Source organism: Bacillus oleivorans, assembly GCF_900207585.1.
GTDB classification, from domain to species: Bacteria; Bacillota; Bacilli; order Bacillales; family JC228; genus Bacillus_BF; species Bacillus_BF oleivorans.
This window is the reverse complement of the sequence record NZ_OAOP01000001.1, coordinates 216,080-240,266: the sequence shown is the minus strand read 5'-3', so window position 1 is coordinate 240,266 and position 24,187 is coordinate 216,080. Positions and strand designations below refer to the sequence as shown.

General features: G+C 40.0%; 27 protein-coding genes and 1 pseudogene. 11 read left to right on the top strand and 17 right to left on the bottom strand.

Features of this window, described 5'->3' with window-relative positions:
• Window position 1: 1 nt before the first annotated feature.
• Window positions 2-634 carry a site-2 protease family protein gene (locus CRO56_RS01145; RefSeq protein WP_425427164.1) on the bottom strand — a complete coding sequence of 211 codons (633 nt, stop codon included), beginning with the start codon at window positions 632-634 and terminating at the stop codon, window positions 2-4.
• A 180-nt stretch (window positions 635-814) separates the two neighbouring features.
• On the opposite strand from CRO56_RS01145, the gene CRO56_RS01140 reads away from it, so the two are divergent.
• Window positions 815-1,222, top strand: coding sequence for a hypothetical protein (locus tag CRO56_RS01140; RefSeq protein ID WP_097156756.1), 408 nt, complete (start codon window positions 815-817; stop codon window positions 1,220-1,222).
• A gap of 67 nt (window positions 1,223-1,289) precedes the next feature.
• Here the strand turns inward: CRO56_RS01140 and CRO56_RS01135 are convergent, their stop codons facing one another.
• Window positions 1,290-1,802 carry a YwgA family protein gene (locus CRO56_RS01135; RefSeq protein WP_097156755.1) on the bottom strand — a complete coding sequence of 171 codons (513 nt, stop codon included), beginning with the start codon at window positions 1,800-1,802 and terminating at the stop codon, window positions 1,290-1,292.
• A 95-nt stretch (window positions 1,803-1,897) separates the two neighbouring features.
• Window positions 1,898-3,199, bottom strand: a complete 1,302-nt coding sequence (locus CRO56_RS01130) for an HD domain-containing protein (protein ID WP_097156754.1) — start codon at window positions 3,197-3,199, stop codon at window positions 1,898-1,900.
• Window positions 3,200-3,526: 327 nt separating this feature from the next.
• On the opposite strand from CRO56_RS01130, the gene CRO56_RS01125 reads away from it, so the two are divergent.
• Window positions 3,527-4,264: an RsfA family transcriptional regulator gene (locus tag CRO56_RS01125; RefSeq protein WP_097156753.1), complete on the top strand. Its 738-nt coding sequence runs from the start codon at window positions 3,527-3,529 to the stop codon at window positions 4,262-4,264.
• Between the two features lie 281 nt (window positions 4,265-4,545).
• Here CRO56_RS01125 and lipL read toward each other — a convergent pair whose 3' ends face one another.
• On the bottom strand, window positions 4,546-5,382 hold the full coding sequence (lipL, locus tag CRO56_RS01120) for an octanoyl-[GcvH]:protein N-octanoyltransferase (RefSeq protein WP_097156752.1): 837 nt from the start codon (window positions 5,380-5,382) through the stop codon (window positions 4,546-4,548).
• A gap of 109 nt (window positions 5,383-5,491) precedes the next feature.
• Window positions 5,492-6,469, bottom strand: coding sequence for a phosphate acetyltransferase (gene pta, locus CRO56_RS01115; protein ID WP_097156751.1), 978 nt, complete (start codon window positions 6,467-6,469; stop codon window positions 5,492-5,494).
• A 245-nt stretch (window positions 6,470-6,714) separates the two neighbouring features.
• Here pta and hemQ point away from each other — a divergent pair, with 245 nt between their 5' ends.
• Window positions 6,715-7,473, top strand: a complete 759-nt coding sequence (gene hemQ / locus CRO56_RS01110) for a hydrogen peroxide-dependent heme synthase (protein ID WP_097156750.1) — start codon at window positions 6,715-6,717, stop codon at window positions 7,471-7,473.
• Between the two features lie 274 nt (window positions 7,474-7,747).
• On the opposite strand, the pseudogene CRO56_RS01100 reads toward hemQ, so the two are convergent.
• Window positions 7,748-8,892 (bottom strand): annotated as a pseudogene (locus CRO56_RS01100) (IS1182 family transposase).
• Window positions 8,893-9,142: 250 nt separating this feature from the next.
• Here CRO56_RS01100 and CRO56_RS01095 point away from each other — a divergent pair.
• The gene (locus CRO56_RS01095; RefSeq protein ID WP_097156749.1) at window positions 9,143-9,565 is read left to right on the top strand and encodes a cell wall hydrolase; all 423 of its coding nucleotides are present in this window, start codon (window positions 9,143-9,145) and stop codon (window positions 9,563-9,565) included.
• A gap of 17 nt (window positions 9,566-9,582) precedes the next feature.
• Window positions 9,583-10,071 (top strand): spore coat protein GerQ, encoded by a 489-nt coding sequence (gerQ, locus tag CRO56_RS01090; protein WP_097156748.1) that lies wholly within the window; start codon window positions 9,583-9,585, stop codon window positions 10,069-10,071.
• Window positions 10,072-10,135: 64 nt separating this feature from the next.
• On the opposite strand, the gene CRO56_RS01085 is transcribed toward gerQ, so the two are convergent.
• The 4 genes from CRO56_RS01085 to CRO56_RS01065 all read right to left on the bottom strand — a co-directional run bounded on the left by CRO56_RS01085 (window position 10,136) and on the right by CRO56_RS01065 (window position 12,177).
• The gene (locus tag CRO56_RS01085; RefSeq protein ID WP_097156747.1) at window positions 10,136-10,507 is read right to left on the bottom strand and encodes a DUF423 domain-containing protein; all 372 of its coding nucleotides are present in this window, start codon (window positions 10,505-10,507) and stop codon (window positions 10,136-10,138) included.
• 17 nt (window positions 10,508-10,524) lie between these two features.
• On the bottom strand, window positions 10,525-10,809 hold the full coding sequence (locus CRO56_RS01080; RefSeq protein WP_097156746.1) for a YwdI family protein: 285 nt from the start codon (window positions 10,807-10,809) through the stop codon (window positions 10,525-10,527).
• Window positions 10,810-11,054: 245 nt separating this feature from the next.
• Window positions 11,055-11,468 (bottom strand): hypothetical protein, encoded by a 414-nt coding sequence (locus tag CRO56_RS01070; protein WP_097156745.1) that lies wholly within the window; start codon window positions 11,466-11,468, stop codon window positions 11,055-11,057.
• Between the two features lie 28 nt (window positions 11,469-11,496).
• Window positions 11,497-12,177, bottom strand: a complete 681-nt coding sequence (locus tag CRO56_RS01065) for a uracil-DNA glycosylase (protein ID WP_097156744.1) — start codon at window positions 12,175-12,177, stop codon at window positions 11,497-11,499.
• A 123-nt stretch (window positions 12,178-12,300) separates the two neighbouring features.
• Here CRO56_RS01065 and CRO56_RS01060 point away from each other — a divergent pair, with 123 nt between their 5' ends.
• The gene (locus CRO56_RS01060; RefSeq protein WP_179714128.1) at window positions 12,301-12,624 is read left to right on the top strand and encodes a YflT domain-containing protein; all 324 of its coding nucleotides are present in this window, start codon (window positions 12,301-12,303) and stop codon (window positions 12,622-12,624) included.
• A 42-nt stretch (window positions 12,625-12,666) separates the two neighbouring features.
• On the opposite strand, the gene CRO56_RS01055 is transcribed toward CRO56_RS01060, so the two are convergent.
• From CRO56_RS01055 to CRO56_RS01045, 3 genes are read right to left on the bottom strand one after another with little or no spacing between them, the layout of a single operon-like run.
• Entirely contained in the window at window positions 12,667-13,386 is a 720-nt protein-coding gene (locus tag CRO56_RS01055) for an ABC transporter permease (RefSeq protein ID WP_097156742.1), read from the bottom strand.
• On the bottom strand, window positions 13,386-14,090 hold the full coding sequence (locus tag CRO56_RS01050) for an ABC transporter permease (protein ID WP_097156741.1): 705 nt from the start codon (window positions 14,088-14,090) through the stop codon (window positions 13,386-13,388). The genes CRO56_RS01055 and CRO56_RS01050 overlap by 1 nt, the downstream gene beginning before the upstream one ends.
• A complete protein-coding gene (locus CRO56_RS01045; protein ID WP_425427159.1) occupies window positions 14,090-14,905 on the bottom strand; it encodes an ABC transporter ATP-binding protein in 816 nt (271 codons plus the stop codon). Before CRO56_RS01045 ends, CRO56_RS01050 begins: the two co-directional genes overlap by 1 nt.
• A 240-nt stretch (window positions 14,906-15,145) precedes the next feature.
• On the opposite strand from CRO56_RS01045, the gene CRO56_RS01040 reads away from it, so the two are divergent.
• From CRO56_RS01040 to bshB2, 5 genes are all read left to right on the top strand, one after another.
• Window positions 15,146-15,814: a response regulator transcription factor gene (locus CRO56_RS01040; RefSeq protein WP_097156740.1), complete on the top strand. Its 669-nt coding sequence runs from the start codon at window positions 15,146-15,148 to the stop codon at window positions 15,812-15,814.
• On the top strand, window positions 15,811-17,205 hold the full coding sequence (locus CRO56_RS01035; RefSeq protein ID WP_097156739.1) for a sensor histidine kinase: 1,395 nt from the start codon (window positions 15,811-15,813) through the stop codon (window positions 17,203-17,205). Before CRO56_RS01040 ends, CRO56_RS01035 begins: the two co-directional genes overlap by 4 nt.
• An 85-nt stretch (window positions 17,206-17,290) precedes the next feature.
• Window positions 17,291-18,106 (top strand): pyridoxine/pyridoxal/pyridoxamine kinase, encoded by an 816-nt coding sequence (pdxK, locus tag CRO56_RS01030; protein ID WP_097157186.1) that lies wholly within the window; start codon window positions 17,291-17,293, stop codon window positions 18,104-18,106.
• Window positions 18,107-18,665: 559 nt separating this feature from the next.
• Entirely contained in the window at window positions 18,666-19,013 is a 348-nt protein-coding gene (locus CRO56_RS01025) for a YojF family protein (RefSeq protein WP_097156738.1), read from the top strand.
• A gap of 27 nt (window positions 19,014-19,040) precedes the next feature.
• Entirely contained in the window at window positions 19,041-19,724 is a 684-nt protein-coding gene (gene bshB2 / locus CRO56_RS01020) for a bacillithiol biosynthesis deacetylase BshB2 (RefSeq protein ID WP_097156737.1), read from the top strand.
• A 94-nt stretch (window positions 19,725-19,818) separates the two neighbouring features.
• Here the strand turns inward: bshB2 and CRO56_RS01015 are convergent, their stop codons facing one another.
• The 4 genes from CRO56_RS01015 to CRO56_RS01000 all read right to left on the bottom strand — a co-directional run bounded on the left by CRO56_RS01015 (window position 19,819) and on the right by CRO56_RS01000 (window position 23,828).
• Window positions 19,819-20,547 carry a GntR family transcriptional regulator gene (locus CRO56_RS01015; protein WP_097156736.1) on the bottom strand — a complete coding sequence of 243 codons (729 nt, stop codon included), beginning with the start codon at window positions 20,545-20,547 and terminating at the stop codon, window positions 19,819-19,821.
• Window positions 20,548-20,707: 160 nt separating this feature from the next.
• Entirely contained in the window at window positions 20,708-21,787 is a 1,080-nt protein-coding gene (locus tag CRO56_RS01010) for a PQQ-dependent sugar dehydrogenase (RefSeq protein WP_245855537.1), read from the bottom strand.
• Window positions 21,788-21,798: 11 nt separating this feature from the next.
• Window positions 21,799-22,659, bottom strand: a complete 861-nt coding sequence (locus tag CRO56_RS01005) for a Cof-type HAD-IIB family hydrolase (RefSeq protein WP_097156735.1) — start codon at window positions 22,657-22,659, stop codon at window positions 21,799-21,801.
• Window positions 22,660-22,781: 122 nt separating this feature from the next.
• Complete coding sequence (locus CRO56_RS01000) at window positions 22,782-23,828, bottom strand: NAD-dependent epimerase/dehydratase family protein (protein WP_097156734.1); 1,047 nt, start codon at window positions 23,826-23,828, stop codon at window positions 22,782-22,784.
• Window positions 23,829-24,187 lie beyond the last annotated feature (359 nt).

Below are 24,187 nucleotides of genomic sequence, written 5' to 3'. Positions count from 1 at the left end.
ATCAGCGTGTAATAAAGAGTTCAAAAAAGAACTGGTGTATAGCGCCGCCGAGGGCTGGTACCCACTCACCAAGAAGGACCCCGATTGTTACACGGTAGAGCGGATCAATTAATATCAATACTAAGAAGATAATGGCACCATATGGCTCTAATTTGGCTAACGTCGGTCTCACCTGTCTCGGCATTAAATCCTCTACAATCCGATACCCGTCTAATGGAGGAAGCGGAATGAGGTTAAAGATAAACAACAAAACATTTATGTGTACAAAAAACCGAAGAAATTCAGAAAATGTATAGAAAAAATCAGAGGTCAAGTTCAGATAGATAAAGAGATAATACAAAAATGCACCAACCACTGCTAACAGTAAATTACTGATTGGACCGAGGATTGATACGATAATTCCAGCAACCCGCGGATTTTTAAAATTAAATCGGTTTACAGGTACCGGCCGAGCCCATCCAAACCCTACAATAAAAAACAGAATAGTTCCAATCGGATCTAAATGTTTTATAGGATTCAGCGTTAATCGTCCTTGGCGAGCTGCCGTATTATCGCCAAAACGGAAGGCTGAATAGGCATGAGCAAATTCATGCACAGAAAAAGCGATTGCTAACGTTAAGGCAAGATAAATCATTTCGGTTATACTAAAATCTTGAAAAAGCAAAAGCCGCCACCTCATTTTACAGATTCTTTTTACAGTATACAAAATCAATGACAGAAAAGAAAATAAGTCTACTTAAAGATTTACAATTTACGGAATTCGTGTACACTCATAATAGAAAACTGGATTACTACTATTTTAGGAGTGAATAATTTGGATCCGTTATACTATTTTATTCTAGCAGCTGTGATTGCATCCTTCGGAATTTCGATTGCGGTGAGAAAAGCATTTTCACAAATTGTTGAAGGGAAATTGCCTCTTCACAAAGTTCAAACGAAACTGATGGTTTCCGTTGCCCTTGTGGAAACTATACCTATTCTATTGCTAGTTTTAGGTTTTATGAATATAGAAGAAGCCGAGCTAAGCCCGCTTGTCGTCATTTTGATTGTGGGAGCTGCCATGCTGTTTAACTTTTTAATTAACTGGTTCCGTTATCGCGATTCCATTCAGCAAGTGGAGCAGGATTCTCTGCAAAAGCAACAGCTGTCCACTACTTTTCAATTAAGTATATTTTTAATGAATGCCATCCCAATCGTTGCCATTATTGCTACAACATTATAGAATACCCTGCAAAAAAAGAGGACGCGCACGGTCCTCTTTTTTTTGCTAAATTAAAACGCCTGTATCATCATTGTTTGTAGTCAATATATGATTTCAATTTATCAATATATTGATAGGCTTCTTCTATTTCTTCAAGTGTATATTTTTGCTTGCTTTTTAGGGTAAAGATCTTTTCGGTCACTTCTTCTTTTGATAAGGATTCAAAATAAAGAACAGTTGAAACCAGCTCCAAAAACCTGGAAGTTTGCTGGTTCATATCGTTTAAACAAACCTTTAGATTCTGATCTTGCTGCTGAAAATGACTGAGAAATTCCTTGCCTGCTTCGGTTAAACTATAGCGATATTGAGAATACCCGCCTACTTTCTCCTTCACCTCATCCAAAAAGTCCATATTGCATAATTCCTCAATTCGCAATGTAAGCTCTTCCGAATAGGGACCATAAAAGTGAAATTGGAATTTTTCATGAAATGGGAAGGATATTTTTTTTGCAATAAAAATCATTTTTTGCAGCTTTTTTCTCCCTGCTATTTCTCCTGAAGCTGCAATCGCCCCTAAAACTCGCGCATGGTCCTTTAACAAAGCCCTTCATCTCCTACTCCGTCTATTTCTATAATAAATATTTTTTATATTATTCAAGGATACCGGATCTTGCTGAGTAGATTTGAAAGCTTGTCTTACTTCAAATCCAATAAATCTCGAATTTGTCTTTTCGTTGCCTGATGCTGTGAATCATCAAACAATAAATCCGCTGGAAAATATAATTTATGGTCGGTTCTTCTTTTTCCGGAAATCGCATCTACAATATCTGATTGTCGCGAGAGTTCCCGCAGTTCATTATTTTTCATCAGCAGATGAATCGGAAGACGTTCTCCTTCTTCTCCTGGGCGATAAAAATCGTATGGGAGATCAGAAGAAGAGTCGGCGACTAAGTAATATTCCGGATTAATACCTGCCCTCTCAAATAAGGCCATGAGCTCATACTGCTTTTTATATTCTTTTGCAGGATCAAACTCCACATATTTAAATAGGTTTCTGTTCATAAATCTCCTGCAGAGATCACTCAAAACAGAATCCTCTTCTTCCTGCCACATCTGGAAGTAATACATCATCACGGGTTCATCTAGCTTTAAGTAGTCCTTAAGCTCAACCTTTGTTTGAAAAAGAGTTTGAAAATGAATCGGTGTGAATTTAAATTTATATCCTTCATAATATAAGTCTTTGGCGCGATGGAGAATTTTTGTCAAAATGACTTCTGCGCTTCGAGAAACAGGATGAAAATAAACCTGCCAATACATTTGATATCGGCTCATTATGTAATCTTCTACAGCATGCATGCCACTATGTTTGATCACGACCTGATCTTCACGGGGCCGCATCACCCGTAATATCCGTTCCATATCAAAATGGCCATAGCTTACTCCTGTAAAATAGGCATCTCTTTGTAAGTAATCCATTCGGTCTGCGTCAATTTGACTGGAGATGAGACTTACAACTAATTTATTTTCAGAAGTCTTGGCAATTACTTCGGCAACCTGCTTCGGAAAATTCGGATCAACCTTCGTTAAAATTTTTTGGACTTCGGTATCTCCAAGAATAATCGCTTGGGTAAATTCCTCATGGTCCAGATCAAACACTTTTTCGAAGGCATGAGAAAACGGTCCGTGTCCAAGATCATGTAATAACGCCGCACAGAGAGAAAGTAAACGTGATTCTTGTTTCCATTCTGGTCTGCCATCAAATACATCATCGACTATTCGCCTAACAATCTCGTATACTCCAAGAGAATGATTAAATCGGCTATGTTCTGCCCCATGAAAGGTTAAGTACGTTGTTCCGAGCTGTTTAATTCTTCGCAATCTTTGAAATTCGGATGTCCCGATTAAATCCCAAATAACACGATCTCTTACATGTATATAGCGGTGAACAGGGTCTTTAAATACCTTTTCTTCACTTAATTTTTCAGTAGAATATGCCATTCACTAACCCACTTCCTAACTAGCATGTTTTTATTATAGCTATTTTTATGTGCGTCCGCATCTTCGTTTTTCACATAAAAAATGGAAATCCTATTGATTTCAGTATTTCCTTCTTTTAAAATTTTTTTCCTATTTTTCCATGTATACAAGCCTGTCTTTATAGAATGCAGCAAGATACATTTTTTAATAAATAACTCATTTTTTTCATAAAAATTTGCAAATAGTATGGGAAACTATCATCCTTTTTAAAATAAAGGTATAAAGTTTTGCAAACTTGTCCATGCTTTAAATAGAAAATTACTTATGAAAATAGGGAGTTGAGATTATATGAAAACTCGTCAAGATGCATGGACAGACGAAGACGATTTATTGTTAGCAGAAACCGTATTACGTCATGTCCGTGAAGGCAGTACCCAATTAAATGCTTTTGAAGAAGTAGGTGACAAGCTTAATAGAACGTCGGCAGCCTGTGGATTTCGCTGGAATGCCGTGGTCCGTCATCGCTATGAAAAAGCGCTTCAGCTAGCTAAAAAACAAAGAAAACAGCGGCAGAGATTGTTAGGCAAGGAACACGCTGGAAAGAAAAAGCTTCTATATCAACCCCCAAGTCCGTCTCTTGAATTTTTAGAGAATGATGCGAGTGTCTTTTCGGCTGAACAAGGTGAAGTTCAGGCAGTACCTGTAACAGAAGAAGTAAGCCAAGAGCTGCAGCCACAAGCCGTCAGTACACCTGTTTCGTATCAGACTAAACTTGGCACTTTAAATCTAGACACCGTCATTCATTACTTACAAGGATTAAGATCGACAAACTTCCAATCTGAAATCTTAAAAAGTGAGAATGAAAGACTTAAGCGTGAACTTGGAGAGCTTCGCAAGCAAAATGAGGAGCTTGAGCGTAGAGTAAAAGAATTAGAACAAGACTCTACAACGATGCAGGAAGATTATGAGACACTGATGAAGATTATGAATCGTGCCAGAAAATTTGTAGCCTTTGAAGAGGATGAGCGTCCTGCTACAAAGTTTAAAATGGACCGAAACGGAAATTTAGAAAAACTAGCTGAATAATAAGGGATATCTATGGGTAATGGGAAGAGAATAGATGTTGAAATGGGAGATAGGCAACAAGCTCTCGTCTTATGATAAAAGCTCGCAGTGTGCGAGCTTTTTTATATTTAAGAAAGCATAAAATTTTAGCAATGAGGTAGATTCGACGTAGTGAAAATTTTTAGGAATAAAGTACGACGGGCAGGATGCCCTAGTCAAGCGATACATTAGGACGTGGCGCTTCGAGCGAGATAAGTGCAACTAGGCAAGTGCCTAAAGGCTTGGCGCTAGCCAAGTTTTCTTTATATTTGATTTAACAATTTTTGATTCCGTTCTTGGAGGCGCTGGAGGTTTGCTTCGCAGCTAGGCCATTCTTCTGTGGTAAGAGGCTCCATATAAATGCGCTCTCCATTTTTCTTGAGCGCTTGAAGAAAGCGGAGATAGGCATCTTGCATGGTTAACGGTTTATTTAATAATTCTGCTAAAGACCCCATGACATCCGGGTTTACTTGAGGATATGTGTACTTGGTTTCCAATTGTTTTTTGGAGATCTTGTAAAATTCCCTCACTATAGCAGCCCTTTCAGCTCCTGAACCCGTTACACAAAGATAGATTTGAACTGCTACTCCGTTACGGATACGGCGTTGAGAAATACCTGCGAATTTTTTCCCGTTTATACTTAAATCATAGCTTCCCGGACAATAGGATTCGCTAATTTCTTTTACATCGATTAAGCCCTCGTCTTCCGGATACATTTCTTTTATGAGATCAACCATGGTGTCATAGCCGAGATTTATGCCGATTCTATGTTCGGCCTCTGGAAGAATAAGTGATAGATTTAAAACCCCCTCATCTAGTAAAACAGCCAGTCCGCCAGAAGTTCGGACTAAATAATGATAATCGTTTTGTTTTAACCACTCGATACCTTCCTCTAAATACGGAAGTTTTGTATCTTGAATTCCCAGTACAACTGTCCGATGATGGACCCACGCTCTTGCAACTGCTGGTGATTGCCCTTTTCCCACTAAGGTACAAAGGGTATCATCGATCGCAAAAGATTCTAGTGCATCAAAATCGGGTCCCCGATTGGTATGATCTATAATTCTCCAAACCGGCTGTTTTAGTAAAGAAGTTTTCATTTGCGGTTTCTCTCCTAATCTATGTCAAACGAATCATTTATTTCAAATATAAACAATAAGAGTCTTGTTCATTATATCAAGACTCTTATCATATTTCCTTATGTAGCGCTTAGTCCGTTAAGCTTTGCGCTGCTGTAATAAGAGCAAGCTTATAGACATCTTCTTCGTTGCATCCTCTAGACAGATCATTAACCGGAGCATTTAATCCTTGGAGAATCGGTCCAACTGCTTCGAAATTTCCAAGGCGCTGTGCGATCTTATAGCCTATATTTCCAGCTTCCAGACTAGGGAAAACAAAAACATTTCCGTCTCCTTGAATAATTGAGTCAGGCGCCTTTTTCTTTGCTACTTCTGGTACAAAGGCAGCATCAAATTGAAACTCTCCATCTAATCGTAAGGAAGGGTCCATTTGTTTTGCAATTTGAACTGCTTCTACTACCTTCTCTGTCTCCTCTGATTTGGCCGAACCTTTCGTTGAAAAGCTTAACAGTGCCACTTTTGGATCAATATCAAACATCCTCGCTGTTTTTGCACTTTCTATGGCAATTTCGGCTAAATCTTGTGCATCTGGAGAGATGGTAATGGCACAATCAGCAAATACATACTTTTCTTCTCCTCTTACCATCACAAAAGCCCCTGATGTTTTACGGATACCTTCTTTTGTTTTAATAATTTGCAAAGCGGGTCTGACAGTATCTGCAGTCGAATGAGCAGCACCGCTTACCAGTCCGTCTGCCTTTTTTAAATATACAAGCATCGTTCCAAAGTAATTAACATCTTGGAGCAGCTTTTTCGCTCCATTTTCATCTACCTTCCCACGGCGGCGTTCAACGAATGCAGCAACAAGCTTTTCGATTTCTCCATAATCAAGCGGATTTAAAATTTCGATGCCATCGACTAACGCTCCTATTTCTTTAGCTTTTGTTTCAATTGCTTGCTTTTCCCCGAGAAGAATTGGCGTTACTATTCGATTAGCAGCTAACCGGGAAGCTGCACTCAAGATTCTTTCATCCGTACCTTCAGGGAATACGATCCGTAATCCCTTCCCTTTAATTTTTGCTTCTAATTGGGTAAATAGTTCACTCATTGGTTTCCTCCTTAAATAGGTTGGAGTCATTCTTTTAATAGGATACTCCAATTATGTCCATTTTCAATCGCAAAACCTCTGGTTATCCCCTTACACAAAAATGTTCTATTTTTTTGAAAATTATCCTGTTCCATGATAAATCTTTCTCTATAAAAGATTCACATGTTATCCATATTATTACTTGGACAAACTATGATATAGTGAAGTTGTTCAATTAGACTTTTTATCAAGTAGGAGTGATTATAATGAGTGAACCTGCACAAACATTAGATGGCTGGTATTGTCTCCATGATTTACGATCTGTTGACTGGACTTCTTGGAAGCTTGCATCGAATGAAGAAAGAGAAGCAGCCCTTTCCGAATTCTTTCAATTAATAGAAAAATGGAATGACACTGAAGCAAATGGGCAGGGTAGTCATGCGATTTACTCTGTTGTTGGCCAAAAAGCTGATCTTATAATTATGCTGCTGCGCCCTACCATGAAAGAACTGAACGAAATAGAAACTGAATTTAATAAAACAAAATTAGCTGAATACTTAATTCCATCTTATTCTTATGTATCTGTTGTCGAGCTAGGAGGCTATAATCCTTCTAAATCAGATGAGGATCCTTATCAAAACGAGTATGTGAAATCCAGACTTTACCCTGTGCTTCCGAAAACAGACTATATTTGTTTCTATCCAATGGATAAACGCCGTCAGGGAGAAGACAACTGGTACATGCTGCCGATGGAGGATCGCCGCAATTTAATGAGAAGCCATGGCATGATCGGCCGTCAATATGCTGGAAAAGTAAAACAGATTATTACCGGTTCTGTCGGTTTTGATGACTATGAATGGGGAGTTACCCTTTTTGCTGATGATGTTTTACAATTCAAAAAGCTTGTTTATGAAATGCGATTCGACGAAGTCAGTGCACGTTATGGAGAATTCGGCGCTTTCTTTGTGGGAACGATTGCAGATTCAAACCGATTAAAAGAACTTTTTTATATTAAAGAAGCATAAGAACGAGTTTTAAGAAGAGGGAGTTTTCCCCTCTCAGATTGTCGAGAAAGGGTATTTTTCTCGGCAATTTTTTATTTTTGTCTAAATCTAAATTACCAATTTTTTATTAATTGATTGTCTCTGCTAACCGGCCTGTTGATTTCCGCTCCAGGCACTCGCTTTCCGCGGGGAGGTCCGAGAGCCTCCTCGGCGCTTTGGCACCTGCGGGGTCTCCCGTGACCTCTCTATCCCACAGGAGTCGAGTGCCCTCCGCTCCAATCAACAGGGATGAAAATCAACCTAAAGTATTGCAACAAACTTTTTCTAATCTTGCTAGTTGTGTTGCAATCTTTTTTATATTTTGGCAGGCTGCAGTAAGGAGAACCTGTTCACTTGCATTCATTACTCCCCGTAACCGTCAGTAGCGAAGCCCATGCAGTTCTTTCGAATCCGCAAAGGTTCGCTCTACTTTTTCTTTTCTAAATTTATAAAGCATTTTCCCTGATTTAGATTTATCATATTTAAATTCCCATTTTGGAAATAGTCCTTTAGTGGGTTGATATCTTCTGTGTGAAATAACGCCAAAGATATTTCTGTCATCTAATCCTTTACAAATTGGAGCTGTCAAGTAACCAGAATCAAGTGCAACAGCTTCTACATCGAAACCAAATCTTTCGACCTGTCGGTCTAATCTGGAGAGGTAAGAAACAGAATCATGGACATTTCCAGGAGTAAAAAATGCATCAGTTATGATATTAAACTTCATATCAGTTGTACGGTGGTCAAGGTAACAAAACATTTCCTGTTTGTTTTCCCGAGACATAAAACCGCATTCTGGATCAGTGGTACTTCTACCAATCTCCTTTGTTTCCTTCACCTCCTCTTTTTCCTTTAAGGGCTTTTTTCCATTATGTATCCTATCTTCCTCTATCGCTTTATTTAAATCATCTATTCTACTTCGACCCTAGTAAATTGTGTTTGTTTGCGTTAGCTTTCAAATAGGTGGAATCCGAAAATAGAACTCTTCCTCCGACCACTTTGTGCTCAATAGCCTGCAATACAATCTCATCAAAAATCTCTTGAAAAATATTTGTATCTTTAAAACGAGTTCTGCGATTCCAGCTAATAGTTGTATGATAGGAACGGGGTCATTTAGCTTCAAGCCAAGAAACCATCTGTAAGCAACATTTGTCTTAATTTCTTGTTCTAATTGGCGTTCAGAACGTATGCCATAAAAGTTCCGATAAACATCATTTTAAAAAGCTGGATAGGGTCCGAAGGACGCCCATTGTTTTCGGAATAATATGGACGAACCTCTTCACCAATGAACGAGAAATCAATATATTTATCCACCTTTTTTAATAGGTGATCTTCTGGTACTAAATCATCGATAAATACAAATTCTGCTTCATTCTGGCTTTCTCTTTTTGGCTTAAACATTCTCTCCACCGCCCTATAATCCTTTTACTATATTATACCAAATCAACGCGGTAAATTGTTAAAGAAAATAAATAAAATATAAGGCTGTCGAGAGTTTCTCGACAGCATGAGAGGGAGTTTTCCCCTCTTCTTTTTTTAGAGTGTTTTATATTCAACTCATATTATTTGATTTTCTTCATACATATGAAATAGTGAGAAAATGTCCATTTCTAAACCATCACCAAAGAACGTGCAGAATCGGGGTGAAGAAATGCCCGCAGTTAGAGCTACAGATGCGGATGTTAAGCTATTGGCTCGACTCCTACGTGCCGAAGCAGAGGGAGAAGGAAGACTTGGGATGCTTTTAGTCGGAAATGTTGGGGTTAACCGGGTTTTAGGAAGATGCCTGGACTTCAAGGATATTACCAATATTCGGCAAATGGTCTTCCAAAGCCCTGGAGGTTTTGAGGCAATTCAAAAAGGCTATTTTTATCAGCCAGCCCGTCAAAGTGAAATCGGCTTAGCCAGGAAGGTGATTAACGGAAATCGCTATCATCCTGCTAATTTTTCTCTATGGTTTTTTAAACCAGCTGGTCCTTGTCCTGCACAATGGTATAACCAATGGAATTCAGGCAAGTATAAATCACATTGTTTTTATCATCCAACTCAAGCAGATTGTCCAGGTGTTTATTAAAGGGAGGGGATTTTTACATGACGACAAATAATAGTTATCCGTACTATCCTTACGGAGGAACAGCTTACAGGCAACAGGGAGGTCCATATCAAGGTCAGGGCACTGGCGGTTATCCTTATCAGCAAGGCGGAACTCCACAAGCCGGAACTCAGGGCTTAGTGGTACCCGGGATGCCTGGTGCACCATATACAGGTCCACAGGTTCCTGGAATGCTTCCAGTAGAACAATCTTATATTGAAAATATCTTGCGACTCAACAAAGGAAAACTTATCACTGCTTATTTTAGTTTTGAAAATAGCCAGCAGTGGCCATCCAAAATCTTTAAGGGAATTATAGAGGCGGCAGGACGTGATCATTTAATTCTAAGTGATCCGGAAACCGGAACCCGCTTCTTATTACCTCTTTTGTTCTTAGACTATGCTACCTTCGAAGAAGAAATTGAATATGAATATCCATTTGCAGCGCAAGGGCCAGGCACCCAGATGGCAACATATTCACCGCGGTAAAAACAATAAAAAGAGGCAGGCCTTTTGAAAATAGGGGCACAGCCTCTTATTCTTTACTCTTAAGTTATGGCAGTTTAATCGCATGAATCATTAATAAAACCCAGCCTGCGAGAAACGCAACTCCTCCAAGCGGTGTAATGGCACCGAGAACTTTAATTTGGGTAACACTTAAAATATACAGGCTTCCTGAAAATAGCAAGATTCCGATCAAAAATAACCATCCGGACCAGGTTAAAGCAGATGTGATCCCGGATTTGCCAATTAATAACGCAACCGCCAAAAGACCTGCTGCATGAAACATCTGATACGTTACACCAGTTTGCCAGGTTTCTAAATATTTATCTGGAATTTTCCCTTCGAGCCCATGTGCACCAAATGCGCCTAAGGCCACTGCCAAAAATCCATTTAATGCACCGAGAAAAAGGAATAGCTTCATCTTTTATACATCTCCTCTTAAAAATCAAAAATTGAATCTCCATTGGCCCCATCATCGGTTTCAAGCTTTTTCGAACCTAGGCTAGTCCCCTGACCTGCCGCAGGACTAAAAACAGGTGAGCTTATTTTTGCCTCTTTTGTTCTTGGCGGCTCCATTACCTGCGTTTGATTCTCCAGCAAAACATCACATAACGCTTGCAAGGCGCGAAGATGCTCTCTCATTTCTAATGCGGTATCACTATTCTTTGCGCGTATCATGCATTCTTCCATTTTATGAAAAATTGCCTCTTGCGAAACAGCCATCTTTTCACCTCACCATAATTTTAAAGTCTATATACCTATCATGACCCTTTCTTTTCAAACTTCAAACATTTCATTCCAGATGCGCGAAACACCTCTACGGAAGGAAGCTGCCTTGTCTTAAATCCATAGACACGGCATCCCCGCGGAAACCTCGTATCCCAAGTCACATAGAAATGCTGGCACTGCATACAGTTTACCCGATTCTCCGTCAACGAAAAACACCTCGCATATACGACTCTAAACCATTATTTCTTTTGAACGATTAGACCCAGCCAGATTAAAAGAGACGGAATGGGCCATGTCCAAATAAAAACTTGATGGCCTGGATCTATTTGTAAGGTTAGAGCTGTTAACCAAGTATAAGGATTAAAAAAAGTATAATATAAAAAGTTAAATCCCATTGGCCCTGGTTCTATTGTAATCGCGGCTAATAATAATAAAGCAATTAAACTTGGAGCCGAAACAGAGAGAAGCCTCTTCCATTTGCCAAGTTTTTTTAATTTTACTAGTTTCCCTGAAAAGAAATAAGCGGCAGAAAGAATAATAAAAAATACAAGACAGAATGCTGCGCTTTTGATTTCGCTATAAATAAAAACCATTAAGGCAATACTGGCTAAAAGCAAATGGGCAATCAATGACCAAATTACATTATAAAGCATAAGACCCCTACTTTCTGATATTTATAGATTAGCTATACGGCACCCTCCAATCTATTTCTTTGATCTTCCATTGCTTTAGTATATGATTGACTTTTGAAAAGGGCCGGCTTCCAAAGAACCCTTTGGCTGCGGAAAGCGGACTTGGATGAGGAGCTGTTAAGCATACGTGCTTTTCCCGGTCAATTAAATGCAGTTTACTTTGAGCAGGGTTGCCCCACAAGATAAAAATCACTGGTTTTTCTCTATTGTTTAAATGAGAAATCACCTGATCCGTAAAGGTTTCCCATCCTCTGCCCCGGTGCGAATGAGCGTTTCCTTTCCGAACCGTTAATACGGTATTGAGAAGGAGCACGCCCTCTTCTGCCCACTTTTCCAGACAGCCATGGCTCGGCATATCGACTCCTAAATCAGCCTGTAACTCTTTATAAATATTACGTAACGATGGGGGAATTCTTTCCCCTTGCTTGACAGAAAAGCTTAATCCATGTGCCTGATCTGGTCCATGATAGGGGTCTTGTCCTAAAATCACGGCTTTCACATCAGGGTAATCTGTTAACTGAAGGGCTCTAAAAAGATCATCCTGTTTAGGATAAATTATAGCAGTCTCGTATTCTTTTTTTATATAAGCCATAAGCTTTTGAAAATATGGTTTTTCCCATTCCTCTTTTAAAAGAATGCCCCAATGATTATCTAGTTTCGGTATCGACATGAGAATATCTCCCTTCTCTACCCCCATTATATAGAAAACAACCGAAACTTTAAGTATAAAAAGAATATTTCTAGGTTTAAAACCTATTCGTTTCGGAGACAAAATTAAAAAGAGGTGATAGACGTGATCAAGGTTGAAGTTGTAGAAAATGGAGTGCAAGCTCAGCGGGTGATTAATGAAATGGAGGGTCAGGGATATGTTCGGGATCTAATCTATTTATTTGCTTTAAATGAAATCCGCTCCGAAAATTTAACCCATTGGATGTCAACCGGAGACATGGGCTTGATGGAATTGGGATTTGGCGAGACGATTGAAAACTTTTTCCGCCCGCGGGATCGCGAGTTATTTTCGATGCTGACTACATTAGGGGTCGACCATCAAACTGCACTTAAACTTGAAGAGGAGCTGGAGCGAGGAAGGATAGTGATTGTAGGTGTGCAAAGGTAAGACAGAGAAACAAAATGCCAGGCAAAAAGCCCAGCACGTACTCTAAAAAACTTTTCTTTTTATATAGATGGTTCCAAGTCCAGCAAAAAGTATGGAACTAACACCAATCACACTCCACAGTGTTACAGGAGAAACAATGAAGCCGCCCCCTTCAGGCATCATTGCCAAAAAAGGCTGTACCCAAGGATAATAGGGTCCAAAGTCCTCGGAATTAGCAATTAACATATTCGGTAATGTAAAAACAACCGCGATTGTAAATGGAGCAGCAAAGCTAGACCAAAGGAAAGAGAACCACATTTGTAATATCACGAGCGGAATACAAGCCACGAGCCCGCCCATCGTACTTTTGAGTAAAATCTCCCATGGGACTGGAGCCAGAAACCCCTTTATTATGCCAACCACTAAAAGTCCAACTACGATTAGAATTTGAGTAATGAACAACAACCCCATCACAATTGTAAATTTAGACAGGACTACTTTCATTCTCGTTATCGGTAAAGCAAATAGCAGCTTCCACCCTCCATCTAAATGCTCGTACCGGCAAACAAAGGCAGAAAATACGCCTGCAAGCAAGGGCAGGAAGAGAACTCCATGAGGAATGGTCATTGGATAAAACGACTCTATCCAAGGGGTTGAGGACCCTGGATTTCCAAATCCAAAAGCAATAGCAGCCGCTAGCGCCGGGCTAATTAATACTAATGGCCAAATATTGGTTTTCCTCATTTTTAACCATTCTATTTGAAGTAAGGCTATAAACTTCATTACGAACCTACCTCCCTATTTATAAAATCACCGATTGAAATAACTGTAATGAGCGATGCAACTACCGTACTGAGCAAGAGTGTATAAGATACTCCTTCCGGCATGTAGGGCCATACCCAGGGAAGCCACAATGGAGCATAGTAGGACCATAAGGAAACCACTGTCCCTAATACACCAATTGAAATAGCGATACTTTGATTAGAAAACCGTACTGCTAACCAATGCTGTCCTAAGATGATCGGGAGGCCAGCAAGTGTCGGAAAAAGACAAAATTTAGCCACCTCGTAATATGGAATATCCGTTCCAAACTTTAGTGCTATACCAAGGATGATTGCACCTATTGCAAGTAGAATTGTTGAAACCCATAATAGGAACACACTTACAATCAATTTGGATAAGTAAAATTGCCATTTTTTAACCGGGAGGGCCAGCCACAGCTTCCAGGAACGGGTCTGGTGTTCTAAATTGGCCAGCATCGATGTAATAATGGCTGATCCAATAACTAATGCCGGAACACCTAATGAGCCGACATTAGATAAAAGTCCTTCCCACAAATGGCCCGCGTATTGGGCGGTAAGCCAATCATAACGAATACCAAAGTTAGCTGCCTGCAGCGCAACTACCCCAAAGGGGCCAAGAAAAACGAGAAACCAGATACCTTTACGCTTGATTTTTAAAAATTCAAGGCTGATTAAAGACCCCATTAAGAAGCCTCCTCTGCTGTCATTTCGAGAAACAGATCTTCGAGAGATTTATTTTCTTCATGAACCCGATAGATGGACATTCCGTTTTTCACTAAAACTTCAATCGTATGGGCCACCTTTTCATCCGATACATCGTCCAAATAGACAAAGAGTCCGTCATACTCTGCTTTTATGCCATTAGCCAGTAAGACTCTCACTCCCATTTCGGCTGATCCGACCTTTAATTTAATCTTTCCTCTTGATTGCTTGCGAAGTTCCCCAATGGAACCCTGATACAATAAATCTCCCTTTGCTATAATACCTACCTGAGTAGCCACATGATCAATTTCATTTAATAAGTGACTTGAGATTAAAATACTCATATCTTTTTCCTTCGGGAGACTTTTAATTAATTCTCTCATTTCTAGAATCCCTGCAGGGTCTAGGCCGTTGGTCGGTTCATCTAAAATTAAAAGCTTTGGATTTCCTAAAAGAGCCGTTGCAATTCCAAGTCTTTGTTTCATTCCAAGCGAGAAATTTTTTACTGGCTTTCTGGCATCTTTAGAAAGTCTCACTAATGAAAGAACCTCTTCAATGTTTGAGCGGGGAACCTCTAATACTTTTCGGACACACTCCAAGTTTTCATAGGCCGTTAAATGTCCGTAATAGGAAGGAGTCTCCACGAGTGAGCCGATATGCTTTAAAATAGACAGCCTATGATATTTCATATCCTGACCAAAGACCGATACCTTCCAGCTTGTCGGTTTCATCAAACCTAACAACATGCGAATTGTTGTCGTCTTTCCTGCTCCATTCGGCCCTAAAAAGCCGTACACTTCCCCTTTTCCAATTTTTATTTCCAGATTGTTAACCAGTGTTTTTCCCTTAATCTTTTTGTTAGTCCGTTTGTTTCAAGTATGATTTCCATGTTTCTCACCTCATCCCCGATTGTAAAAGGGCAATTTAAAACTAAAAGAAGGGTCTAGTTTAAGTTTTGTTTAAATTTACCTATTCCTTCGGCTTAACCAACAAGACTCATGATATAGTGAAAGTAATGAAGAAAAAGGATGACAGGTATGATAAAGATTTTATATATAGAAGATGATCAAGAAATTGGAGCTTGGTTACATAGAGAGCTTACTGAGGCAAAATATGAGGTGAAGTGGTTACGGTCTGGGGATGGGGCAATTTCTCACTTAGACAATGTGGATGTCGTTATTCTTGATATTATGCTGCCTGGACTGGATGGTTTTACTGTCGGACAGAGAATCAAACGGGCTAACGCTGACATCCCTATTCTTTTATTATCAGCACGTTCGAATGTAGATGATAAGCTACAAGGCTTGGAATTCGCAGATGATTATGTAACGAAGCCATTTCACCCTGAAGAAATTATAGCTAGGATCGAAGTTTTATTGAGACGCTACAACAAACAATCCGAGAGGAAAATTCAGCTTCAGCAATTAACGATCTATTTAGATCAAAACCGGATTATAAATGAACAGGGTGAAGAGATTATTTTAACCGGAAAACAATTTTATATTTTTCAATACCTGCTGCGCCATCCTAATCAGATTTTAACAAAGGAACAAATTTACGAAGCAGTCTGGGGCGAACCCTTTATTGAGGGAGATAAAGCATTAATGGTTCACATTCGGCATCTGCGGGAAAAAATTGAACAGGACCCTAGTCAGCCTACTATTGTTGAAACAATTCGCGGGATTGGATATCGGGTTAAGCTATGAAGCGTAAGGTAAAATTTCGCCATTCTCTATTGTCTAAATACATTCTGATCATTGGTTTGGGTCTGACTATTTTCCCGCTCTCTTTTCCATTCGTTTCGCTATTAGTCTTTTTTCCGATTAATGAGATTGAAACCAATGAGAACCCTTATGCGAACCATGAAGATTTAGAAAAGATGTGGCATCAAACCGCTCAAAGCTTAGATGAAGCGACCGATGAGGAAATTGATGATTCCCTGATGCGGATTCATAAAGAGTACCCTAAAGCCAGCGTATTTTGGGTCAACGAAAACAATGAACTCATGCTGCAATTACCAGAGAATCCAGATTTGCCTCAAACCTGGTCAGCAAACTATAGTATCTCATTTATGAAACAAAGCTTTGGCGGAGACCCTTTTACGGTTGTAGCTTTTATTGGGGAAACCCAAGATCAGGGCTTTATAGTATTTCAAGTCCCGCGGGAAGTCATGAAAACAAGACTCGACACGGTCCAGGATCAGTACGATATGATCATGTCGATTGGAATCCTAACTATCTTTGGAGCCTTTATTATTTTTTCATGGGGGTTCTTTTATAAAATCCGTAAACGATTGGTCCGGCTTGAACAAGCCATGCATGTGAATGAGGAAGCAAATGAGTTACCGGATCCCGTTATAATTAAGAAACCAGACGAAATCGGCGCACTCGAACAATCTTTTAATGAAATGATTAGAAAGCTCGAACAAAGCCGTGAAAGAGAACGGAAGGAAGAAGAACTGCGACGGCACCTGATTGCCAATCTTTCTCATGACCTAAAAACACCATTAACTGCTATAAGAGGTTATGCCTACTCTCTTAAAAAGGAAGAACTATCTGATCAGGGTCATGATGCTTTGCAGTTACTCGATCAAAAAATTTCATATATGGGAAGCTTAATCGACAATCTTCTCTCCTATTCCTTATTAACTTCGGGAAAATATCCGTACAATCCGAAAAAGCAGGATTTAGTCCGCTCCATTAAAGCAAGTCTTGCTTCCTGGTACCCTGCGTTTGAAAAGGAAGGGTTCACGATTCATATAAACATTCCTGACCATATAATGTTAATTGATTTTGATGAACACTGGCTGCAAAGGATGCTTGACAATCTTTTTCAAAATGTCATTCTTCATGCCAAAACAGGAAAATATATTTCTGTGTCTTTAATTGATTTAAGCCCCGGTTTCAAGCTTACCATTGCGGATCAGGGACGTGGGATGGAATCTATGTCTGCCGAAAAAGGAGTGGGAGTAGGGTTATCGATTGTTTCTATTATGGCTAAAGGACTTGGCTGGAAATGGGACATAGAAACGAGCAAAAACGGCACAAAGATGATTTTTGAAAATTCTACTAACCGATTGAATGAAAATTTTGTATAAAAAAACAATATTGACTATAATGATGAGTGTAATTATCTATATCTATACGTGATTGTTTTGATAAGCTATTGGATAAATGGGGGGTATTTTTATGAAAAAGGTATTTACACTGGCCGGTTCAGATACAAGCGGCGGCGCAGGGCTGCAAGCAGATTTAAAAACATTTCAAGAGCTTGGCGTATACGGTATGACAGCTCTCACAGTCATTGCCACAATGGATCCTAAAAATCAATGGAGCCACAATGTGTTCCCAATCGATGTAAAAACGGTTGAAATTCAGCTTGAAACGATTCTTTCTGTTGGCGTTGATGCAATGAAAACAGGAATGTTAGGATCTGTTGATATTATTGAGCTTGGCGCTAAAACGATTGCTGTAAATGGAATAGATAAGGCAGTTATTGACCCGGTATTGGTATGTAAAGGGGAAAATGAAGTCCTTCATCCAGAAACAGCTGTTGCTCTTCGTGAAGTATTAGTTCCAAAAGCATTAGTGACAACACCAAACTTGTTTGAAGCCAGTCAATTAGCGCAAATGGGTCCATTAAAATCTGTTGATGATATGAAAGAAGCAGCTGGCCGCATTCATGAGCTAGGTGTTAAATATGTTGTAGTTAAAGGCGGTAAAGGCGTTTCAGGCAATACAGCTGTAGATGTGCTGTATGACGGTAAAGACTTTACTTTGCTTGAGACAGAAAAATTAGATACTACTTATACTCACGGTGCCGGATGTACCTTTGCTGCAGCGATTACAGCAGAATTAGCAAAAGGTGCCGAACCGACAGAAGCGATTAAATTTGCGAAAAAATTTGTTACTGCTGCGATCAAGCATGGTTTCAAATTAAACCAATGGGTCGGTCCGGTTATGCACGGTGCGTTCCATAAGTTCGGCGAAGAGAAATAATAGATTCTGCAAAAGAGCCTTTTTCAGAGAGAGGGCTCTTTTTTATTGGGATTGGGTGTGCTGCGGACTAGTTTGGTTGGCTTGGTGTTAATAATTGGGGCTGATTGAGGGCTGTTCATTGGTTTTAAATTGTTTTTAACCGAAGTCATTGAATTTTACAGAACTCAGACTCTTTTTACCGAACTCATTGCCATTTTAGCGAACTTAGGCACACTTTAACCGAACTCAGCACCAGCTTTACCGAACTTGGTTCCGTTTTTCCGAACTCAGCACAGGCTCTACCGAACTTCGCTCCGTTTTTCCGAACTCAGCATCAGCTTTACCGAACTTGACTCCGTTTTTCCGAACTGAGCACCAGCTTTACCGAACTTGGCTCCATTTTTTTCGCACTCAGCCTCCCTTTTCGAAACTCAATACCCCCTTTTCAGAACGCATCGCACCTATTTTTCAAGATAAACAACTTTTGCATCCACCCCCCAAAAACTATTGTTTCGCATTTCCCCACATTTTTTAGTAATATGAACAGTAGAAAAGGCAGTTTAGGATGGAGGGATTGTGTGTGAAACCAGTCGTTGTAGCAGAAGTTCAGGGGCTGCTTGAAAAATTCAAACAACAGGAAATATATATTCATTTAGAAACCACTAACGGTGCGTATGCTTCCCATCAAAACGAGAAGTTCTTCTCCGCGGGTGCTTATATCCGTAACGCGAAGATTCAATATGAATATGGAAAAATCACGGGAGACGGCCCGTTTCGGGTTGGGTTAAAGCTTCCCTTTGGCTGGGTGTACGCTGAAGGAATCACGGATTTTGAGGTAGATGAAACGGATCGGCTGTTAATGGCTGGCCACGATTTTGAAGGAAAGCTTGCGGTGGCTCTGGAAATTAGCAGAACACCATTTGCATAATGGGTTGGAAAGGGGTAAGAAGAAGCCATGGAAAAAGAGCGCCACGTTTTAGTAGTATTTCCACACCCGGACGATGAAGCTTTTGGGGTGTCTGGAACGATTCATAAGCACGTTCTAAATGGAACTGGGGTTACTTACGCATGTTTAACATTAGGAGAAATGGGACGAAATATGGGGATTCCGCCGTTTGCAACAAGAGAGTCACTTCCATTAATCCGCAAAGAAGAATTAAAGGCTGCTGCCAAGGTTATGGGGATCGAGGATTTACGGATGCTGGGATACCGGGATAAGACGGTTGAATTTGAAGATGACGAACTCCTTGCTAAACGGATCCATGCCATTATTGAAGAAGTAAAACCATCGCTCATCATCACCTTTTATCCGGGCTACTCCGTTCACCCGGATCATGATGCGACAGGACGAGCTGTGGTTAAGGCTATGGCTCTCATCCCTGAAAATGAGCGCCCAAAATTACACTGTATTGCCTTCTCAAGAGACTGCTATGAAAAATTAGGCGAGCCGGATATTCATCATGATGTAAAAGATGTTTTAGATATAAAAATAGCCACCCTTAAATCCCATAAGTCCCAAACTCAATTAATGGCGAAAGAATGGGAAGAACGCATTAAAAATAAAGATCCTGAGGTTCTAAGAAGATTTGGCGAGGAACATTTTTGGACCTTCCAATGGCAAAATCATGCCCCCGCTTAAAATAACGGGGGATTTTTCATGTCTAGCTGCAGCGACCAGCGACTACCGATTTATCTAACTCCACACGTGCGGCCCTCGAGCGCTTCCGCTTTTCTCATGACTTTTTCCGCTTGATATGAATAGAAAATTTGTAGCGGTCTCCGCGGTACACGGTCCTGACATACTCAAAGGGCGTACCTGTTGTCGTAAACGTTTTTCTTTTAATTACAAGAACGGGATCCTTTTCTTTGATCTGAAGATATTTCGCCTCTTTTTTCGTTGCTGATGACGACTCAATCGTTTGATAGGCATCATCTATGCCGATTCCCAGCTGAGCTTCCACGTATTCATAAAGTGACCGATTCATAATTTCCTCTGTTAAACTTTTCATCATGTTCGCCGGAATGAATGTCGTTTCAAATGCCATCGGCAGCCTATCCGCTAAACGAATTCTTTCAATCTTATAAACGGGATCATAATGTTTTAATTGAAGGTGGCCCGCAATCTTTTCATCAGAAGGAATGATTTGAAAGCTTACGGGTTTATTGCTCGGTGCTAACCCTCTTGCCCTCATTTCCTCGGAGAAGCTTGTAACTCCGTGAAGAATTTGTTCTACCTTCCGCTCGTTCACATAGGTGCCGCTCCCTCTTTTTCTCACCAAAAAACCATCATCGACAAGACCATTAACCGCCTGCCTTACCGTCATCCGGCTGACTTGAAATTGTTCCGACAGTTCCCGCTCTGAGGGAATTACATCTCCCGGCTGCCACTCTTCTTCAATTTTCTTTTTTAAAGATTGCTGTATCCGATAATACAATGGGAGTTGCTGTTCCTCTTTAGTCATAAAAAGACTCCTTTTCATCACCGTTCTAACTTTGGAACTATCTTACAGGAAGGTGAAAAAGTTGTCTATACCAAAATAGAAAGGGGTCAGCCCAATTAAATGATCCTTTTCCCGGCAGGTATCAGTCAAAATTGGGTCAAACCCTTTAAATTGAAATATGTTATTGGGGTAACGGAATTGAAACTAATTTATCATCAGCTAAATCCGGATTGCCTCTGCCGTCCGTGTTATTCGTAATAAAATAAAGCGTACCTTCATCAATCCAAACATCACGAATCCGGCCATAGCCTTCTATCACTTTGTCTATTTGATTGGAATCCAGATTATAACGATAAACACCTTCTCCCATTAATGCGGCAAAATAAATCGAGCGGTCTGCAATATCCATCCCTGACGGTGCCCAAGTAGTATTGCCCGAGTGGATGAGAGGTGGCTCCATACCGCTTTGCTGCTGATTTCCGGAAATCACTGGCCACCCATAATTTTTCCCCGCTTGAATTCGATTAATTTCATCAAGAGCTGTTTGTCCATGATCGGTACTGTACATAAATCCTTGTGAATCCCACGCTAGCCCCTGCGGATTACGGAGTCCGTAACTATAGACATAAGAGTTCGGAAAAGGGTTGTCTGCCGGTACGGTGCCATCCAAATTCATTCTTAAAATTTTCCCATTAATCGAGTTAATATCCTGAGGTGCATCTGGATTTAGTCCGTCCCCTACCGTTACATACAGTTTCTGATCCGGCCCAATTTTAATTCGGCCGCCATGATGAAACGTATCAGCAGGAATTTGATCAAGAAGAGAAGTCAGCTCCTGCCACTGTCCTTCTGCTTGTTTAATAACAGTTAAACGGTTATATAACCGATCTCCTTCTTGGTATGTATAATAAGCAAAAGCTTCTTTTGAATCCTGAAAGTCTGGTTTCAGATAAAAACCTAATAGCCCTGCTTCCGGTGTTTGTGCCAGCTGTTTTTGAAGCTGTACCCGCTGCCGCTCCCCGCCTTCCCCGTCATACACATATATATATCCTGTCCGTTCTGAGATGTAAAAAGTATCCCGATGCTTTTGGATCGACCAAGGGGTTTGAAGGTTCTCGATTAAAATAGTTGCTTCTCTCCCGTTCGTAACGGACATCGCATCTTCACCCTTATCGCTATGGTTGCTCTCTTCATTCTTACATGCCGCTAAAACGGCGATTGAACAAAGCAGAATGAGCAGCATACTTTTTACTTTTTTCACTCCACCCACTCCTACATCAAATTCATATACTTGGTGATCGCATGTGCCACCCCATTTTCATTATTGGTTGCTGTGATGTAATGAGCAATTTGTTTGATTTCTTCTGCTGCATTTCCCATTGCTACAGCTGTCCCAACAATCTCGAGCATGGAAAGGTCATTTAATTGATCACCAATCGCTAATGTTTCTGCGAGAGAAATACCTCTTTCCTGAACAAAGGCTTCAAGCGCCACCCCTTTTTGAGCGGACTTGTAGTTAATTTCAATATTGCCAAAAGCAGAGGAAGTAATCGCTAAATCAGGATCTTCCAGTTCAATACCGGCTTTTTGCAACGCTTCGTTGTCCTTGTCAAACACTAAAATTTTATATAATTCAAAGGACTTTTCATTCACGAGCATCCCATAATCTTCGACAACTTTCACGCCTTCTGCAAACCGTTTTCTAGCCTCTTCCTCCATTTGTATCCATGGAACTGCCTCGCGGTTAGCTGATTGAAATAAATCCATCAGTACTGCTAAACCCAACTTAGGATCCCTCGTATAGGTACCCGAATTTGAATAAAGTTCGTAATAATAATCCATTTCGTCTAATTTATTCATAACCCTTTTAGCCAGCTCTGCTGGGATTGGATTTGAGAGAATCTTTTCTCCCTCGCTGTTTCTGATTTCAGCACCGTTCACGCAAATAATCGGGCAAACAATTTTCGCTTCTTCCAGTACTGATGCAGCTTCATAATAAGATCGGCCAGTGGCCACCACCACTTCAATCCCTTTCTCCTGTGCTAATTTTAGGGCTGTTTCATTTTCTTTGCTGATCTGTTGTTTTGAATTTAATAGGGTTCCATCCATATCTGTCGCAATGCAACGTAACATTTTCTAATCAACCTGCCTTTACATCCTTTTGTCGTATACCTCTAATGTTTTCATAATCACTTGATAATAATCAAGGAGGTTGACTTAAATCATTTGTAAAACTTTTATATCCAGGACTGCCTCTATGCTTGTACGCTAGTATTTAGAGTTGAATTCCACTTTTCCAGCAATGCTTGTTCTTTTTCTTGCTTTAATCCGGCTCTTTCTAATTTTCGACTCTTTTGAGTCACCCATTCATAGGTATCCTTTAATGTTTCCTTTGGATCTCGGAAGGATAATCCATGGTTTAGCGCACGATCTATGTTAACTCCATTATCCTGTTCCTTCTTTTTTTCTGGCTCATTTGAATTCGTTTCAGGAATCCACAATGGAAGTTCAATCCACGGCTGTACATTTTCTTTTAGTAAAAAGGATTCACTTACCCATGTTGTCTCTGCCTTATTTTGAAAGATTTCTTTTCCATCCCTAATCAGGTCCTCCATCGTATATAAATCCTTTGGCCCGGTTGCATTATATATACCAGTAATCCGGCCTTCTGTCATTTTTACAATCCATGCAGCCAAATCACGAACATCAATAAATTGAATTTTTTTATTTTTTCTTCCAGGTGCTAATATTTCTCTCTCTTCCTGCAATCGGGTCGCCCAATATGTAAAGCGGTCGGTTTGGTCATAGGGTCCGACAATAAGTCCGGGTCTCACTATCAGGCTTTTATCTGGAATTTCTCTCAGAACTTCCAGCTCACATAAATATTTTAGATGGCCATAGTATTCGCCAACATTTTGGTTATTAAGATTTAATGGGACAAGCTCTTCCTCTGAAAGAGATAAGAACTCATCCTCCTCTTTAATATCATCTTCATAAGGAAACTTAGCATAAACAGAAATCGTTGATACAAACGCATAGAAGGATGTATTTGCTTTAAGAGCCTTGACGGACTTTCTGACAGTGTAAGGATGAAATCCACATGTATCTATAACCGCATCCCAGTTTTCAACTTCTAATTTGATTAAATCTTCTTCCCGGTCTCCAATAATGGTGCGGACATTCGGAAAAACTTCCGCATGATTTCCCCGATTAAAGAGGGTAACCTCCCAGCCCCTTGCTAGTGCTTCTTCAACGACCCATCTCCCTAAAAACCGGGTCCCTCCAATGACTAATAATTTCATGCTTTCAACCCCTTTCTTTTTATAGATAGTTCGAGATTGAGCGTTATTATTCCTTTTTTGAAGAAAAGTCTTTCTATAAATAATAAGCGTAAACATGATATTGAAAGTGGGGATGCCTGGGGCTCACCAAGTGTTCTTTACGGACATCAGTTGCGTTATTCGTAAAAAAAGGCTGATTTCCAAAATTACAGGACACTGGTTCCTTTATTTTCGCAAATGATAGCCGTTTCTTGCTGATTTTTGTAAAATAACGGATCGTATGTCCAATCGTTTCAATATAATAGGGGTTTTTAAGGATTTAGCGGAACCAATGTCCGCCTGGAACGAAAATAAGAGGAATGCGTTAGGAATTTTTTCAA